General features: G+C 34.8%; 12 protein-coding genes. 3 read left to right on the forward strand and 9 right to left on the reverse strand.

From position 1 onward, the window contains the following. Positions 1 to 7 precede the first annotated feature (7 nt). A complete protein-coding gene (locus CQA38_RS04100) occupies positions 8 to 1,465 on the forward strand; it encodes an ankyrin repeat domain-containing protein (protein ID WP_137632723.1) in 1,458 nt (485 codons plus the stop codon). A gap of 114 nt (positions 1,466 to 1,579) precedes the next feature. On the opposite strand, the gene CQA38_RS04105 is transcribed toward CQA38_RS04100, so the two are convergent. From CQA38_RS04105 to CQA38_RS04135, 8 genes are all read right to left on the reverse strand, one after another. Continuing rightward, the gene (locus CQA38_RS04105; protein ID WP_137632724.1) at positions 1,580 to 2,509 is read right to left on the reverse strand and encodes a hypothetical protein; all 930 of its coding nucleotides are present in this window, start codon (positions 2,507 to 2,509) and stop codon (positions 1,580 to 1,582) included. Further along, entirely contained in the window at positions 2,506 to 5,340 is a 2,835-nt protein-coding gene (gene uvrA / locus CQA38_RS04110) for an excinuclease ABC subunit UvrA (protein WP_137632725.1), read from the reverse strand. The genes CQA38_RS04105 and uvrA overlap by 4 nt, the downstream gene beginning before the upstream one ends. Positions 5,341 to 5,397: 57 nt before the next feature. After that, positions 5,398 to 6,189 (reverse strand): sulfite exporter TauE/SafE family protein, encoded by a 792-nt coding sequence (locus CQA38_RS04115; protein WP_137632726.1) that lies wholly within the window; start codon positions 6,187 to 6,189, stop codon positions 5,398 to 5,400. A 144-nt stretch (positions 6,190 to 6,333) separates the two neighbouring features. Beyond that, the gene (locus CQA38_RS04120; RefSeq protein ID WP_249355178.1) at positions 6,334 to 8,034 is read right to left on the reverse strand and encodes a glycosyl transferase; all 1,701 of its coding nucleotides are present in this window, start codon (positions 8,032 to 8,034) and stop codon (positions 6,334 to 6,336) included. Beyond that, positions 8,003 to 8,131, reverse strand: coding sequence for a hypothetical protein (locus CQA38_RS09415; RefSeq protein WP_283202090.1), 129 nt, complete (start codon positions 8,129 to 8,131; stop codon positions 8,003 to 8,005). Before CQA38_RS09415 ends, CQA38_RS04120 begins: the two co-directional genes overlap by 32 nt. Positions 8,132 to 8,203: 72 nt before the next feature. Beyond that, positions 8,204 to 11,224: an efflux RND transporter permease subunit gene (locus CQA38_RS04125; protein WP_137632728.1), complete on the reverse strand. Its 3,021-nt coding sequence runs from the start codon at positions 11,222 to 11,224 to the stop codon at positions 8,204 to 8,206. Positions 11,225 to 11,227: 3 nt separating this feature from the next. Continuing rightward, entirely contained in the window at positions 11,228 to 11,965 is a 738-nt protein-coding gene (locus CQA38_RS04130) for an efflux RND transporter periplasmic adaptor subunit (protein ID WP_137632729.1), read from the reverse strand. Further along, the gene (locus tag CQA38_RS04135; RefSeq protein ID WP_137632730.1) at positions 11,962 to 13,233 is read right to left on the reverse strand and encodes a TolC family protein; all 1,272 of its coding nucleotides are present in this window, start codon (positions 13,231 to 13,233) and stop codon (positions 11,962 to 11,964) included. The genes CQA38_RS04130 and CQA38_RS04135 overlap by 4 nt, the downstream gene beginning before the upstream one ends. Before the next feature lie 158 nt (positions 13,234 to 13,391). Here CQA38_RS04135 and CQA38_RS04140 point away from each other — a divergent pair, with 158 nt between their 5' ends. Together CQA38_RS04140 and lepA are read left to right on the forward strand one after the other, a co-directional pair. Continuing rightward, positions 13,392 to 13,853 (forward strand): DUF1796 family putative cysteine peptidase, encoded by a 462-nt coding sequence (locus CQA38_RS04140; RefSeq protein WP_137632731.1) that lies wholly within the window; start codon positions 13,392 to 13,394, stop codon positions 13,851 to 13,853. A gap of 3 nt (positions 13,854 to 13,856) precedes the next feature. After that, positions 13,857 to 15,647: a translation elongation factor 4 gene (gene lepA / locus CQA38_RS04145; protein WP_137632732.1), complete on the forward strand. Its 1,791-nt coding sequence runs from the start codon at positions 13,857 to 13,859 to the stop codon at positions 15,645 to 15,647. A gap of 90 nt (positions 15,648 to 15,737) precedes the next feature. On the opposite strand, the gene CQA38_RS04150 is transcribed toward lepA, so the two are convergent. Further along, a complete protein-coding gene (locus CQA38_RS04150) occupies positions 15,738 to 16,199 on the reverse strand; it encodes a hypothetical protein (protein ID WP_137632733.1) in 462 nt (153 codons plus the stop codon). Between the last annotated feature and the right edge of the window lie 13 nt (positions 16,200 to 16,212).

The raw sequence follows: 16,212 nt of genomic DNA on the forward strand, positions 1-16,212 counted from the left end.
GAATGCCATGATGACTTATTTATATCTTGTAAATTCAGTTTTAATGATTGCTTTGATTTTAGTGGCTATCATAGAGCTTTTAAGATCAAAAGTTGGTAGTATAGCTTTATACAAAAAGCTTTGCTTGGTATTTGTTTTGTTTGTATTTGTAGATATGTGTTTAAGCCTATATCAAGACAGATTTTTAAGCTTAATTTTAGATATTATTTGTTTAGCTTTTGCAATTTGGCTTTTAAGGGCTTTAAACTCGCCTTTTTATAGGACTTTAAATTATTTGCAACAAAAAGATTATCTTGCTTTTTATCTTTATTTGCTTGATTTTGATAAATGGTATGAAGCAAAGGATTTTAGGGGATTTGCTTTACTTCATTATGCGCTGATGTATAAATTAGAGGCAAATGTGCTTAAAGCTATCTTAGGACAAGAGCTTGAATTTAATGCTTATGATGAGGATTCTTTTGCTGATATTTTGAGAAAAACTCAAAAAGAGCAGGTTTTAAAGCCTTGTTTGAGTGCTGAGCTTTTACAGCAGGCTTTAAATGTGAAGTGTGGAAAGAAGGCTAAATTTAGGGCTTTTAGTGGGACAAGGGTTTTGAGCTTAAGACTTGATGGAGTAGGGCTTTTAAGCTTTAGTGCTTTGTGTGGGGATTTGTTTATGCTTGATTTTTTACGCAAACAAGGTTTAAAAGATGAAAACGTGCAGATGAAAGGCTTTAAATTCCCTTTATATGCGGGGCATTTTGCTCTTTTAAATGCCAAATTTTTAGCTTTTGAGTGGCTAAGCGAACATTTTGATAAGATTGATTTTCAAATTTTAAGTGATGATGAACGTTTTGATAGGCTTTCTTTGGCTGTTTTAAACGATGATATAACAAGGCTTGAAAAATATCAAAACCAAAGTATAAAAGATATGCATAAACACCCAGTTTTCCTTGCTGTGAGTTTTGGCAAGCTCAAAAGTCTTGAGTTTTTGCTTCAAACAAAACCTTATTTGAAGGAGCTTAGAGATGAAGAGGATTTAAGTTTGCTTGATAGGGCGATGAAATTTCAAAGTCTTGCAAGCTTTAAATTTCTTATTGAGAAAGCTGGCTTTAGCTTTGCTGGCAAGCTTTTTTTGGCTGTAAGCGAAGGAGGCGAGGCAATACTTGAATATATGCTTAAAAATGGCTATAAAATAAGGGCTGAGGAAGTGTGTTTGTGTTATTATCTATGGTTTGATAGCACTGATGACTTGATATTTAAAAGGCTTTGTAAAATCGGCACTGATTTTATCGATCAAGAAGGCGATACGCCTTTAATTGTCGCTGTTAAGGCAAATTTAACGCAAAAAGCAAGCAAGCTCATTAAGGCTGGAGCGAATATAGACATCAAAGATGCACAGGGTAAAACTGCTCTTGATTATGCTAAAGCAAATAATAATACCGAGCTTATAACCTTGCTTGATCGAAGTTTTGAGGAGGTTTAAAAGCGTATTTATCATGCAAAGCATTGATTGCGTGAAGTGAAGTTAGTCTCTGTGCTTTGGCTTAATCTTGAAAAGAAAAAAGGCTGAGCTTGAGTTTATCTTGCTTAAATGCAATTATTTTTTAAAGAGTTTAAGCGGGCTAAAAAGCTGTTTGAAAAACTTTTCTTTAGGATCGTTTTCTTGCGTTTGTGGGTGAGTGGTTTTTAAAGGCTGGGTTTTATCCTCGTTTGAATTTAAGCTTTGAGTGTTTTTAAAACTTTTTTTGTGTTTATTTTGAGTGTGTGTTTGTTTTCTTTGAGTGAAATTTTGGGTGTTTGCTTCTTGTGCTTTTTTTGAATTTTCTTCTTGAGCTTCATTTAAGCTTTTATCTTCTTGTGAAATCGTGTCATCATGGCTTAGTAGCTTTATATTTGGTGTAAGATCAAGTATTTGTTCGTCGTTTTTTGAAAAGTTTTGAAGCTCTTTTGAAGAATGCGGCTTTTCAAGTAAAAGCTTGCTTTTTTTAAGCGTGAAAAATTCCTCATTTTTTTCTTGCTTGAGATACTTATAAATCAAGGTTCCATGAATTTTAAAATGCTTTTGCAAAAGGCGGTGAAACTCGCCTAAATTCACACTTTCTTCTCTTAAATCCTTAATAAGCCTTTCATTTTTCTCAAAAAGCTCTATATGATAGGCTGATTCTTGTATTTTTTTGATCTTATCATTGCTTGGCGAGAGTATTTTTACATGTTTTTTGTAAAGTTCTTTTGTAAAATCAAGCCTTGAAAAAATCTTATCGTTGCTAACTATAAAACATTTTTTAAACTTCTTTTTAGCCAGCAAAAAGCCAAGCAAACTTAAAATAATCTTATCTGCATAATCCTTACTACATTCATTAAAATCATAAATTTTAAGCTTTTTATCTTGCAAAAAACGCAAGGTAAAAAGAGAAAATTTCAAGGTTGAATTGCCGATGATATAAAAATGATCTTTTTTCTTAAAGCTTCTTTGTGTGATAAAATTATCAAAATTTACATTTTCAGCATCGATTAAAAAAGCTCTCATTTAGCCGCCTTTTGCTTTTTGTTTTTAAGTTCAAGAGCAAGAAATTTTCCTGTATAAGAGCCACTTTTAATGTGCTCTTTAGCCACCTTTTCTACGCTGCCATGAGCGATGATTTTTCCGCCCTTTACCCCACCTTCTGGTCCCATATCTATGAGATAATCAGCATTTTTAATCACATCTAAATTATGCTCTATAACAAAAACTGAGTTTTTAAGATCAACTAAGTGTTGTAAAACCAAGATGAGTTTATTTACATCTTCAAAATGAAGCCCTGTTGTTGGTTCATCTAAGATATAAAGGGTTTTTCCTGTATCACTTCGGCTAAGTTCTTTTGCAAGCTTTATGCGTTGGGCTTCTCCTCCGCTTAAAGTCGTGGCATTTTGCCCTAAGGTAAGATAGTCAAGCCCCACTTTCACAAGGGTATCAAGCTTTTGTTTGATACGAGGCACAGAGCTAAAAAACTCATTGGCTTCTATTATACTCATGGCTAAAATATCAGCTATGCTTTTGCCTTTGTATTTGATCTCTAGGGTTGCTTCATTATATCTTTTGCCCTTGCATACATCACAAACGACCATAACATCTGGTAAAAAATGCATTTCTATTTTGATCTCGCCGTCTCCACTGCATTTTTCGCAACGCCCACCTTTGACATTAAAGCTAAAACGTCCAGCCTTATAGCCTCTCATCTTTGCTTCTTTGGTGCTAGCAAAAAGATTTCTTATCTCATCCATCGCTCCTGTATAAGTAGCTGGATTTGAGCGAGGTGTGCGTCCTATTGGGCTTTGATCAAGATAAATCACCTTATCAAGTTTGTCAAGTCCTTCAATTTGCACTCCGCTTAAGGTTTTTACCTTTCTTGCGCGGTTAAGCTCTTCTTGAGCAAAAGGAAGCAGGGTTTGCAAGATAAGTGAGCTTTTGCCAGAGCCTGAAACACCTGTGATAGCGACTAAATTTTGCAGAGGAAATTTAGCATTTAAATTCTTGATATTATTGATATTTACATTTTTAAGCTCAAGCCAGTCTTTTTGAGGGCGGTTTTTAACATGTTCTATGCTTTTTTTACCATTCATATATAAAGCTGTTTCACTCTTGCTTTTTAAAAGCTCTTTATAAGTGCCAGCAAAAACAACCTCTCCACCAAATTTACCAGCCTTAGGACCAATATCAACGATAAAATCAGCCTCCTTTATAGTCATCTTATCATGTTCTACAACTATGAGGGTATTGCCCTTAGCTTGTAAATTTCTTAGCGTTTTAATGAGTTTTTGCGTATCTCTTTCATGAAGTCCTATGCTAGGCTCATCTAAAACATACATTACTCCACTAAGTCCAGAGCCAATTTGAGAAGCTATGCGTATGCGTTGGGCTTCTCCTCCGCTAATAGTCCTTGCATCGCGTCCCAAAGAAAGATAGCCAAGTCCCACATCAAAAAGAAAGAAAAGTCTTTCATTGATCTCTTTTAAAATAGGACTTGCGATGAGTTTTGCTTGTGCGTTTAAAGCCTTGAAATGCTTTTCATTTGAAAAAAAGCTCACACAAGCTTCCACGCTCATATCTAAAATTTCGCCCAAGCCTTTATTTGCTACTCTTACAGCCAAGCTTTCAGGCTTAAGCCTATGTCCGCCACAATCCTTACAAATTTTTTCGCTCATAAAGTCTTCTAAATCTCTTTCATCTTTGAGTATATCATAAGCGATTTTCACAACTCCTTCAAAAGTGCGTTTTAAGCGATGTTTTTTCCACAAAAAGTTAATTTCCTTAGCATTACCATAAAGCACCAAACGTTTTTCATCTTCACTTAGCTCGCCAAAAGGCTTTTTGGTGCTGATTTCATTTTGCTCGCAAAAGGCAAGTAAAAACTTATAATAATAGCTTTTATTAAAGCCATACATAGTCTTAATCGCCCCATTCTCAATGCTCAAATTCTCATCAATAAGCTTTTTCATATCAAGACTATAGCGAATCCCAAGCCCATCACAAGCCTCACATGCTCCTTTTGGGGAGTTAAAAGAAAAGCTTAAGGGCTCAAGCTCATTAAAAGAAATTTTGCAATCAAAACAAGCATTATGCTCGCTATAATGATAATGCTTGCTAATGCCTAGCTCTTCAGCATTTAAAACCTCAACTTCAAGCTCGCCATAACTTTCTTGTAAGCCTTTTTCTATATCAGAACTTAAGCGAGCAAGCAAATCATCTTGAATTTCTAAGCGATCAATGACAAGTTTGATACTGTGTTTTTTTGTCTTTGAAAGCTCTATTTCTTCATCAAGTCTAACTAAAACTCCATCTATTAAAGCCCTTACATAGCCTTTTGCAACAAGACTTTCAAGCAAATCATTAAAACTGCCTTTTTTTTCACGTACAAGTGGGGCGTAAATGATGATTTTAGCTCCATTTGGAAGCTTTAAAATTTCATTTGTAATATCCCCTGCACTCATACTAGAGATGATTTTACCGCATTTGTGGCAGTGTTGGGTGCCAATTCTAGCATATAATAAACGCAAATAATCATAAATTTCTGTGATAGTGCCAACTGTGGAGCGAGGATTTTTAGAAGTGGTTTTTTGATCTATGGCTATGGCTGGGGTTAAGCCCTCTATCTTATCAACATCTGGCTTAGCAACCTTATCTAAAAACTGCCTTGCATAGGCGCTTAGGCTCTCTATATAACGTCTTTGTCCTTCTGCATAAAGAGTAGCAAAGGCAAGCGTTGATTTACCTGAGCCTGAAAGTCCGGTAAAAACGACAAGCTGATTTTTTGGAAGTTCAAGATTGATATTTTTAAGATTATTTTCCCTTGCACCGATGATTTTTATGCTATCGTTCATTTTAATATCCTTAATTTTTCAAAGCTTTTATTGTAGCATAAAATCCTTGCTTTAAAGCTAAAAAGAGATAATACCAAGCTTGCGAAGTAAAGAAATTCCAGTTAGGCTTATAGAAAGGGTGTAAATGGCTAAAAGTGCTTTTTTATGTGCATCAAGTTTCATATTTTGGACTATTTTAATACCTAAATAAACGCCTAACATAGAGCCTAAGCCTATGACGATACCATTTTTTACCACGCTTTCATCAATAACGCCTTGAGTAACAAAGCTTATCGTGCCTGAAACACTTGCAAAAATCACAAAAAAAAGTGATAAAGAAACTACTCTTTTACTATCATAACCCAAAAAATACCCTAAAATAGGAGCGATTAAAAGCCCACCGCCTATACCTAAAGATATGGCAAAAACGCCCGTGAAAATCCCAGCACACACAAGTATGAAATTCTTTAAAAGCTTCCCTTTTTGTTCTGAATTGATAGGATTTTGCACGCTAAAGGCGTATTTAAGAAAAAAGACTATGCTAACACACAAAAACACAGCTGTTAGGGTAATATCTGTGAAAAAATTCACCACAACCCCGCTAAAACTTGCCCCAATAATACCGCCAAGTCCGACAAAAAGCCCGTCTTTGAGATTTAAATTCTTTTTTTTGTAGTTGATATATGAGCCAAAAACTGAAGCAAAGATCATTTGCACCACAGACATAGCAATGGCATGATGAGAGCTAAGCCCCAAAATCAAAGCAAAAGGCACGATAATCATACCTCCACCTATACCAAAAAGCCCAGAAGCTATGCCTGAGATAACACCGATAAAAACATACGCTAGATCAAAACCAAAAAAATCCATATAAACTCCAATGTATTCAAAGCCTAAATTCTAACGCAGTCAAAGTAAAAAGCTACTTAAGCGTGCAAAAAACTTGTGAATTTGCTAAGCTTAAACCTTATTTTCAATCATAAAATTTAATTTTTTTCACTAAATATCAAACACCTAACCCTTCCCCTTAAATTCTTTTTTCAATCTTTTACTCTCAAAATAAAACTTCGCATATCCACCTTTATACCAAGTTTTATCAGCTTGCATTAAAGCAAGCCCAAGCTTATAAGTCAGGCATTGTTTTTTTTGTAAAGCTTCTTTATAGTCCGCATAGTTTTCTAAAGGAGGAAGTTTTAAATTTGGATTTTTAGCAATGGCATTTTGGTATTTTTTAAGTTCAAAATGGTGCTGGGCTTTTATATAGCTTAAGATAAAAGGCATTCTAAGATAACCAAGTAAAGACTTTGAATTGATAATTAAGGCTTGTCCTAGTTTATAGGCTAAATGTTTATGCACTCTTGCTTTGGCTGAGTTTAGCTCATCTTGTGTGATGATGAGTTTTGGCTCAAGTTCGCTAAGTTTTAAACCAAGTTCTTTTTCAAGCTTTTTTACTTGAAGTTTTTTGATATTTGTATCAAATTTAAGATTTTCAAGTTCTTGAATTTGTTTTTGGTGAGGGAGAGAATGAATCTGAGTAGCAAGCTGTTCTTTTTCTTGATTTAAATGCTGTAGTTTAGAATTCAAATCATTTATTTGAGCTTGTAATGGAGCAAGTTTTATTGGATCCATTCGGGTGCAATACTCATCGATGATTTCTTTGTATAATTCAATAGGCGGTATGAGATGATCGAAATTGTATTCTTTGGGAATTTGTATGCCTTCTTCAGCCAAAGCATTAAAATCAATTTGTTCTTGGTGAAAATTTTCCATAGAGTTAGCCAAGAAAAAATACACTAAACCGCAATACCTGACACTTAAATTAGCTTTAAAATTTCTTAGCAACCATACACTAGGTTCAGTTGATTTTTCATTATCTACATTAAAATACAAACAACTTTGCTCATCAATCTTAAATTGACTTTCCAAAGAATGAAAAAAGCAATGCTGTCCTTTTATGTTCTTAACTATTTTGTTTGACTTGTTTTCTATGATATAGCTTGAGAAAGTGTTTTCATTTTCTAAACCTTCAAGTGCATTCCATATAGACATACCCAATATATGATACTTTTGAAAATTTTGATTAAAATGAAGTTTTGTTTTTTCATCTACTTTATATATGGATTGTTCAATGAAAGAATTTTTAATATATTTCATTGGCAATTTTTCTGGACAATCAAAAATTTCTTTTGGTGTTGCAATGACAAAATTTGGTAATTCCCAATTTTGTGAGAGGACATTTTGCTTTAAAAAGGCTAAATTTTTTATGATATTTTGTCCTAATACCTTCATTATGGTGCCAAGTTGATGATAGGGATCACTTGTTGCGAAAAAGCTATTTAAATCTTTATTGAGATAATACTTTTGCATATCAATAAGATTAAAATTATACTGCTTCACTTTCAATCTTATAAGCTGAGTAATTATTTTTAATTTCTTTTCATCAGCATTATTGAAAACTTTAAGTGGCAATATCAAAAAAAGAACCTTAACTTGAAGATTGGCAAGACTCTTGCATAAAAATTCAAAATTTCTAGCAATGATATCTAAAGAAAAACCCCAATGAAACATATCATAGTCATTAATATTTGTTTCTATGATAATATATTCTGTGTTTTTTATAATATTTGCATACTGTTTAATAGCAAAGAGCTTTTGTAAAGAATCATTAGCTCCTAAGGCAAGATTATAAAACTCTAAGCCCCCCCCCCCAGCCACTAGTATTTAAGATATCGATGCCTTCTTTTAACCCCTTTTGCAAGCCATTCACCATTACAGAATTGCTTCCACCAAGTAAGATGACATTCTTTTTCATTTTTTATCCTTAAAATTTAAAAATCAAAAGCGATTATATCAAAAAAAAAAAAAATGAAATTTCAAATTTAGCTTAAACCTTTTTTCTCTCATAAATCCTTCTTAAACGCGAATCAAGCTTATATGCAAAAGAAAACAAAGCTGGCACCACAAGCAAGGTAAGTATGGTTGAGCTAATAAGCCCAAAGATCACAGCTATAGCCATAGGCGAGTTTCCCTCATAGCCTGAGCCTCTACTTAGAGCAAGTGGAAGCATAGCAAAAATCATCGCTAAAGTTGTCATCAAAATCGCTCTAAGCCTTTGTTTTCCAGCTTCTATTAATGCTTCATCAGCTTTTAAGCCCTCATGGCATTTTTGATTTGCCACATCAACAAGCAAGATAGCATTTTTACCCACCATACCAAAAAGCAAGATGATAGCCACAAGCACGAAAAGCGAGAAAGAATTTCCCGTGATAAATAGCCCAAAGCACGCCCCAGCAAAGGCTAAAGGCATGGTAAGCATGATGATAAAAGGTAAGATCAAGCTTTCATATAAAGCTGCTAAAACAAGATAGATCAGCACCAAAGCTAAAGCGACAACGATAACAAAGCCATGAATGGTTTCGCCAAGCATTCTGATAAAACCAGAAAAGGTATAGCTTAAATTTGAGTTTTGTCCTAGAATTTCATCAGCATGCGATACAAGCAAGTTTTGCACAGCACCTAAAGACAAATCCCCATTGCTTGCTGTGATCTTGACACTGCGGTTTTTGTTATAGCGATTTATCACGCCCAAATCCTCTTTATACACAAAATCAGCTACGCTCGCAAGGCTTAAAACAAGCCCATCGTTGTTTTTAATCTCTATTTTATCAAGAGCCTTTATATTTTGCTTAAATTTCTCATCAAAAGAAAGCACCACTTCATCTTTAAAGTCCCCAACGCTCATACTTCCTACGCTAAGCTGCCCAAAAGAGTAAGCAAGCACACCAGCAGCATACTCAGGATTGACATTAAGCTTTTTAGCAAGCTCTTTGTTGATGCTTACAGCTACTTCGCCTTTTTTAGAATTTGCATTATCATCTATATCGCTGATATCTTTGTTGCTTGCTAGCACAGCCTTTGCTCGCTCACTTGCTTTTAAAAGCTCGTTTATATCATCTCCTAGCAAGACAAATTGCACCGGCTCATCAACCCCAGCCCCTTCAAATTTAGGCAAGGATAAGACTTTGATCTTTAAGTTTTCATTGTGTAGTTTTTGGCGGTATTCATTGATAATGGCTGGCTGTCTTTTATCCCTATCATTAAGTGGCTTGAGCTTGACATAAATTTTAGCTTTTTTACTCTCTTTGGCATCATTATATCCTAAAAGTAGATATGCGTATTCCACCCTTTCATCGCTTTTTATTGTTCTTAGTATTTCTTGGGTGATATTTTGCATAGCGTTTAAGCTCACATTTTGCTTGTGTTCAAGCTGAATTTGAAACTCTGCGTCATCTTCTTCTGGCAAAAAATCAAGCCCAAGCCTGCTTGCTAAGAAAAAGCACACAGCAATGATAGCAAAGCTTGAAAGTATGAATTTACCTTTGTTTTTAAGGATTTTAGCAAGTAAGTTTTGATAACTTTGCTCTATATTTTCAAAGAATTGTTCGCTTTTTTGATAAAACTTGCTTTGAGCTGGGTTAAAAAAGCGAGCACAAAGGCTAGGGATTAAAAATACCGCTACTAAAAAGCTTACTACAATCCCACATGCAACACTTATGCCAAGAGCATTAAAAAATAAGCCCGGCACAGAGTCCATAAAAGAAATGGGGATAAAAACGCACAAAAGCACCACGCTAATGCTAAGCACGCTAAAACCTATCTCACTAATGCCCTCAAAAGCAGCTTGCAATGGGCTTAAAGTAGTGATTTTTTTTGAGATATGTTCAATCACCACTATAGCATCATCAACAAAAATGCCAATGCTAAGCGTTAAAGCGATGAAAGTTAGGCGGTTTAGATCAAAGCCGAGCATATCGATAAGAAAAAAAGTCGCGATGATAGAACAAGGTATAGCAATGCTTGCGATGATAGTTGCGCTTAAATTTCGCAAAAACAAAAACACGATAGTCATCGTTAAAATAACACCTAAAATAAGATCAAAGATCACTTGCATAAGGTGTTTGCTGATATTTTCGCTTTTATCATACACCACTTTTACGCTTAAATCTGCCCCAGCAAGCTTTTCAAACTCGCCTAGCTTAGCTTTGACATTTTTAATCGCTTCAAGAGCGTTATAGCCACTGATCTTGTTTATTTCAAGCAAAACTCCATTTTGCCCTTCAAAAAAAGCATCTTGTTTAGCGTCCTCATAGCCTTGTTCTATGTTTGCAACATCGCTTAAAAAAACTCCGGGCATAAGTCTGATTTGCCCTAATTCTTCAAGGTTTGTCGCTTCAAAATAGCCCTTGATGATAAAATTTTCTTTGTCATTTTCTAGCTCGCCTAAGGCTTGTTTGAAATTTTGGCTTTGAATGATTTGTGCTACATCTTGGGCGTTGAGGTGGTATTTGCTGAGTTTTTCTGGATCGAGTTTTATGCGAATTTGAGGCTTTAAAAAGCCTATGGTTTCGATCTTGCCAACGCCTAAAATGCGTTGTAAAAAAGGCTTTAGTTTTTCATCAACGCTTCTCATTAAATGAAGGCTATCTTTACTTTTTGAGCTGATAAAAAGACTGATGATACTTCCTGCATCTGATGAAATTTTTTCTATCTTTGGCTTTACGCTAAGACTTAAAGCGCCTATCTTATCACGCACATCATTTGCTGCGATTTCAAGATCTTTACTAAGCTCAAATTCAACCACACTAATGCTGAAATTATCATAACTTGCCGAGCTTATATTTTTAATGCCATCAATCTCGCTGATAGCATTTTCAATCTCTTTAGTGATCTTGCTTTCTATAAAACTTAAATCCCCACTCGTAGCTGCTGTGATCTTAATCAAAGGGATATTTACTCTTGGATATAAATTTATAGGCATAGAAAAGGCTGAAATGAGTCCAAAGATGATTAAAGCAACAAAAAACATCAAGGTTGTGATAGGGCGGTTAATGGCTAGCTTATACATGTCTTACTCAGCGATAATAACGCCTTCTCCAAAAAGTCCGGGCGTAAGATGAGAACTTTTTACTTCTGCAAAAATCTTTCTTGTTTTTGGCTCTATACTAGGATATACAAGGCTGATTTTTGCGCTTTGTTCTTTATCTTGCCCTTTAAGCTTAAAACGATAATTTTGTCCCACTTTAACCTTGTCCTTATACTTCTCATCAAAACTAAGCACAAGTTTTACTTCTGGATACGAATAAATCTCAAGCACAGCTTGAGAAATGGGCGCAACTCCTTGTCCAAGCTCAACAAATTTAGCCGCTATTATGCCATCAAATGGAGCCTTTAAGCTTTTTTTATCAAGTAAGTTTTCAAAATGCTTAACATTGATCTTTGCACTTTCAAGCTCTAAGCCTGCGCGTTTAAAGTTTGCTTCTATATCCTCAAAGCTTTGTGTATCGATCATGCTTTGCACTTCTTTAAATTTATCCATCTTGCTTTGTGCGTTTTTAAAGGCTATTTCAGCAAGTGCAAGTTTATTTTGTGCGTTTTGTAAGCCTATGAGCTCGCTTGAGTTTTCAAGTATGATTAAAACATCGCCCTTTTTTACTACACTTGAAGGCTCTATTTTGATCTCCTTGACTATGCCACCGCTTTCAAAGGCAAGTTTGCTTTGATGAAGAGCATACACATCAAAGCTTGCATAAATTTCCTCAGCCTTTAAGCTTAAAACAGCAAAAAACAAACACAAAACTTTTTTCACGAAGCTATCCTTTTTTTTATGCTTATGCCAGCATTAAAATAATACCTTGCCTTAGCGATTTCAAATTCATTTTTCACAAGTTCTAAATTCGCCCTTGTTTGAAAAAGATTTTCTAAGCTTTGAAGGTATTCAGTATAAGATTTTAAACCAGCTTTATATTTTTTATCCACGCTTTCAAAGGCAAGCTTGCTTGCATTTAAGCTTAGCTCAAGAGCATTAATTTGTTCTTTTAAAACTTTGAGTTCATCGATAAGATAGTTGAGTTCAAGCTTGTTTTTTCTTTGTGTATAAGTAGCATTTAAGCTCATCATTTGCACTTCAAGTCGTGCAGCCTCAACCTTAGCCTTTGTTGCGCCAAAATCAAAAATTTTCCATTCAAAACCAAGTATGAATTGATTATTTGTTGAATGTTTTTGCAAGTATTTGTTAGCAAAGTCTTGCAAAGGCAAGATAGGCGAATTTGGTATGTTAATATCAAAGTTATTTTTATAAAAACCAAGATTATTCTGTAGGAAAAAACGCGGAAAATACTCAGCCCTTACGCTTTGAAGTTGGTGTTTTGCAAGTATGCTTTGTTCTTGTGCGATGATGATTTCAAGCGAATTTGAGCTTTGATAACCCGGTTCTTTAAGGCTTGCATTGCCTTGCGGGATAAAGTTTTGTCCGCAAAGCTCTTGGATATTTTTTGAAATTTCAAGCAATTGAAGTTTATTTTTAGCCAGCTCAAGTTTGACAAGAGCAGCTTTTGCTCTTACGCTTTCAAGTTCTTCTTTTGAGCTTAAGCCGGTTTTATAAAAGGCTTCAAGGCGCTTGAGATTTTCATTTAAAAAGAGTTCTTTTTGCTCGCTTGCTTTGATTAACGCTTGCACACTTTGATAGTTTAAAAACAAGGTGCTTGCTTGAAAAAAGAGATAGTTTTTGCTGTATTCTTGATTAAGCTTGGCAAGTTTGTGTAAGCTTTCAAGGCTTTTGAGCTTTGCTTCCCTTCCTCCTGCATCATAAAGCAAGACGCTTAAAGAAAGTTTTGCATACAAGCTTTCTTTAGGATCGATGATGAAACGATCTTTGTTGTTTGCAACATACGCTCCTTGCACGCTTAGGCTTGGTAGATACGCTCTAAATGCAGCTTGCTTTTCTTCATAAGCTTTTTGACTTTGTAATTCTTGAGTTAAATATGTTTCATTTTTCAAGCTCAATTCGATAAGCTCGTTTAAATTTGAAGCGCTTAAAAATAAAGGCAAAATGCTAACAAAGAGCCATTTTTTCACTTAATCTTTTCCTTAGTGGGTTAAATTTAAGCTAAAGTATAAAGCATTTTTACTTTTAATTCACTTAGTTTTAGTATGAAATTTCAAAGAAAATTAATTCATCTTTTGCTACAATGTGCTTTTTGAATTTTGCATAATATGACCGAAAGGAGCTTGCTTTGAATGCTTTGCAAAAGATATTTCAGTTATTTTGTAGGACAAACAATGATTTTAAGGCTGATCTAGTGTTAAGCTGTGGAAATGCTTGTAGGGTGGCACATTATTTACATAAATATAAACTAAGAAAATTTTCTTCTCCTATTGATTGGATGATGTCTTATTCATTAGAGGCTGTAAATAATATGTTTGAGGAGGATTTTGCATATTTTTTTAAAGATTATGAACAAATGTATGAGCATAATAATATGAGAGTTGTTAAAGACAAACGCAACAATATGGTTGCTATGCATGATTTTGTCATGCAAAAGAGTATAGAAGAGCAATATCCTCATTTTATCGAACAAAAAACAAAGCGTTTTAAAAGATTGAAAAAAGAGCTTTTAAAAGCCAGAAGTGTAATTTTTTTATGTAATCGTTCAGAAAATTTGCAAAATTTTAAAGATTTTTTAATAAGAATGTAAAACTTGAAAAACATAAGAAATTTTTGCATTATCGCTCATATTGATCATGGAAAAAGCACCTTAGCTGATCGCATTATCAGTGAATGTGGGGCTATAAGTGATAGGCAGATGTCAGCTCAAGTTATGGATACTATGGATATAGAAAAAGAAAGAGGCATTACCATAAAAGCTCAAAGTGTGAGGCTTGAATACGAATTTGAAAATGAAAAATTTGTGCTTAATCTCATAGACACCCCCGGACATGTGGATTTTTCTTATGAGGTAAGTCGGTCTTTAGCAAGCTGTGAAGGGGCTTTGCTTGTCGTTGATGCAAGTCAAGGTGTGGAAGCTCAAACTATAGCAAATGTCTATATAGCCTTAGAAAATAATCTTGAGATTATACCAGTAATTAATAAAATCGATCTGCCTTCAGCTGATATTGATAAGGTTAAACACGAGATTGAGCATATCATCGGTATAAATTGCGATGAAGCGCTTTGCGTGAGCGCAAAAAGCGGGCAGGGTATTAAAGAGCTTATCGAAGCTATCATTACAAAAATTCCAGCCCCAAAAGAGGCTGATAACTCGCCTTGCAAGGCTTTAATTTATGATAGCTGGTTTGATAATTATCTTGGAGCCCTAGCCTTAGTGCGTGTGTATGAGGGACAAATTGCCCTAAATGATGAAGTTTTTATCATGAGCACAGCTAAAAAGCACCTCGTGCAAGGGCTTTTATACCCTCATCCCCTAGCACCTATAAAGACGAAGCAGCTTAGCTCAGGTGAGGTTGGCATAGTAGTTTTAGGACTTAAAACCTTAGGCGATGTGCAAGTTGGCGATACTATAACCTTAAGCAAAAACAAAGCAAGCAAAGCCATTGAAGGCTTTGAAAAGGCAAAGGCTTTTGTCTTTGCAGGACTTTATCCTATAGAAACAGATAAATTTGAAGACTTAAGAGATGCTTTAGAGAAATTAAAACTTAATGATAGTTCTATTACTTATGAGCCAGAAACTTCTTTAGCTTTAGGCTTTGGCTTTAGGGTGGGCTTTTTAGGGCTTTTGCATATGGAAGTGATTAAAGAAAGACTTGAAAGAGAATTTAATCTTGACTTGATAGCCACTGCACCAACTGTAACTTATGAAGTATATCTTACAGATGGCTCTATGATACAAATTCAAAACCCAAGCGAACTGCCTATGGTAAATAAAATCGATCATATTAAAGAGCCTTTTGTGCGTGCAACTATCATCACTCCAAGCGAGTTTTTAGGCAATCTCATCACCTTGCTTAACAATAAAAGAGGCGTGCAGGTTAAGATGGATTATATCACGCCGGTGCGGGTTTTGCTTGAGTATGATTTACCTTTAAATGAGATTGTTATGGATTTTTATGATAAGCTTAAAAGTCTTACGAAGGGCTATGCAAGCTTTGATTATGAGCCTATTGAGTTTAGGGTTGGGGATTTGGTTAAGCTTGATATAAAGGTGGCTGGAGAAAATGTCGATGCTTTAAGCATTATAGTGCCAAGCCAAAAGGCACAAAGCAAGGGCAGAGAACTTGTAAAAGCCATGAAAGAAATAGTTCCAAGACAGCTTTTTGAAGTGGCTATTCAAGCAAGCATTGGCTCAAAAATCATAGCCAGAGAAACCATAAAATCCATGGGTAAAAATGTAACCGCAAAATGCTATGGGGGCGATATCACAAGAAAAAGAAAATTGCTTGAAAAGCAAAAAGAAGGCAAAAAAAGAATGAAAGCCATAGGTAAGGTAAGCTTACCTCAAGAAGCTTTTTTGAGTGTGCTGAAGATAGATTAAATGCTGATGGGTAGCGAGTTTGGGCTTAAACTTTAAAAATGTTTTTAGTGTTAAACTCAATAAACAATCATATCTTATTGCTATGATGAGCTATTTTTGTTTTTTATCTATTTCTAACATTTGGTATTTCTCATCATTTACATTGATGTAGCTATCTAAACGTTCTTTATTGTCGGTGTAGTATTTTGTATTTTCGTTTTTTTGTTGTATTGCAAAATCGCTTAAACACTGCACTCTTTCAAACTTTGTTAATTTAAATTCGCAAATATCCTCATCAGCATGTTTGCTTGATATTCTACTATAAATCACGATATCAGCACCATAAACGATTAAAGCAGGATATATACCAATAAAACAAACGGGTATATCTATAGTGTATTTTCTAACCAGATTAAAATGATAAAGCATGCCTACTTTTTGTTCGTTATCGTTTATAGAGCTTGTTCCTCTTACGCACGCACCTCCTATATATTCCATAGGATAGCGGCTTAAAGTCGTTCCACACGCTGAAAATATAATACTAATCAAAGCTATCAAAACAATCTTTTTCATTGTAAAAACCTTC

Origin of the sequence: Campylobacter sp. MIT 12-5580 (genome assembly GCF_005406235.1) — a bacterium.
Classification (GTDB): domain Bacteria; phylum Campylobacterota; class Campylobacteria; order Campylobacterales; family Campylobacteraceae; genus Campylobacter_D.

What these genes read in the sequence shown, in the direction of transcription:
- CQA38_RS04100 (WP_137632723.1), top strand. Translation starts at nt 8, where the DNA reads ATGATGACTTATTTATATCTTGTAAATTCAGTTTTAATGATTGCTTTG.
- CQA38_RS04105 (WP_137632724.1), bottom strand. Translation starts at nt 2,509, where the DNA reads ATGAGAGCTTTTTTAATCGATGCTGAAAATGTAAATTTTGATAATTTT.
- uvrA (WP_137632725.1), bottom strand. Translation starts at nt 5,340, where the DNA reads ATGAACGATAGCATAAAAATCATCGGTGCAAGGGAAAATAATCTTAAA.
- CQA38_RS04115 (WP_137632726.1), bottom strand. Translation starts at nt 6,189, where the DNA reads ATGGATTTTTTTGGTTTTGATCTAGCGTATGTTTTTATCGGTGTTATC.
- CQA38_RS09415 (WP_283202090.1), bottom strand. Translation starts at nt 8,131, where the DNA reads ATGAAAAAGAATGTCATCTTACTTGGTGGAAGCAATTCTGTAATGGTG.
- CQA38_RS04125 (WP_137632728.1), bottom strand. Translation starts at nt 11,224, where the DNA reads ATGTATAAGCTAGCCATTAACCGCCCTATCACAACCTTGATGTTTTTT.
- CQA38_RS04150 (WP_137632733.1), bottom strand. Translation starts at nt 16,199, where the DNA reads ATGAAAAAGATTGTTTTGATAGCTTTGATTAGTATTATATTTTCAGCG.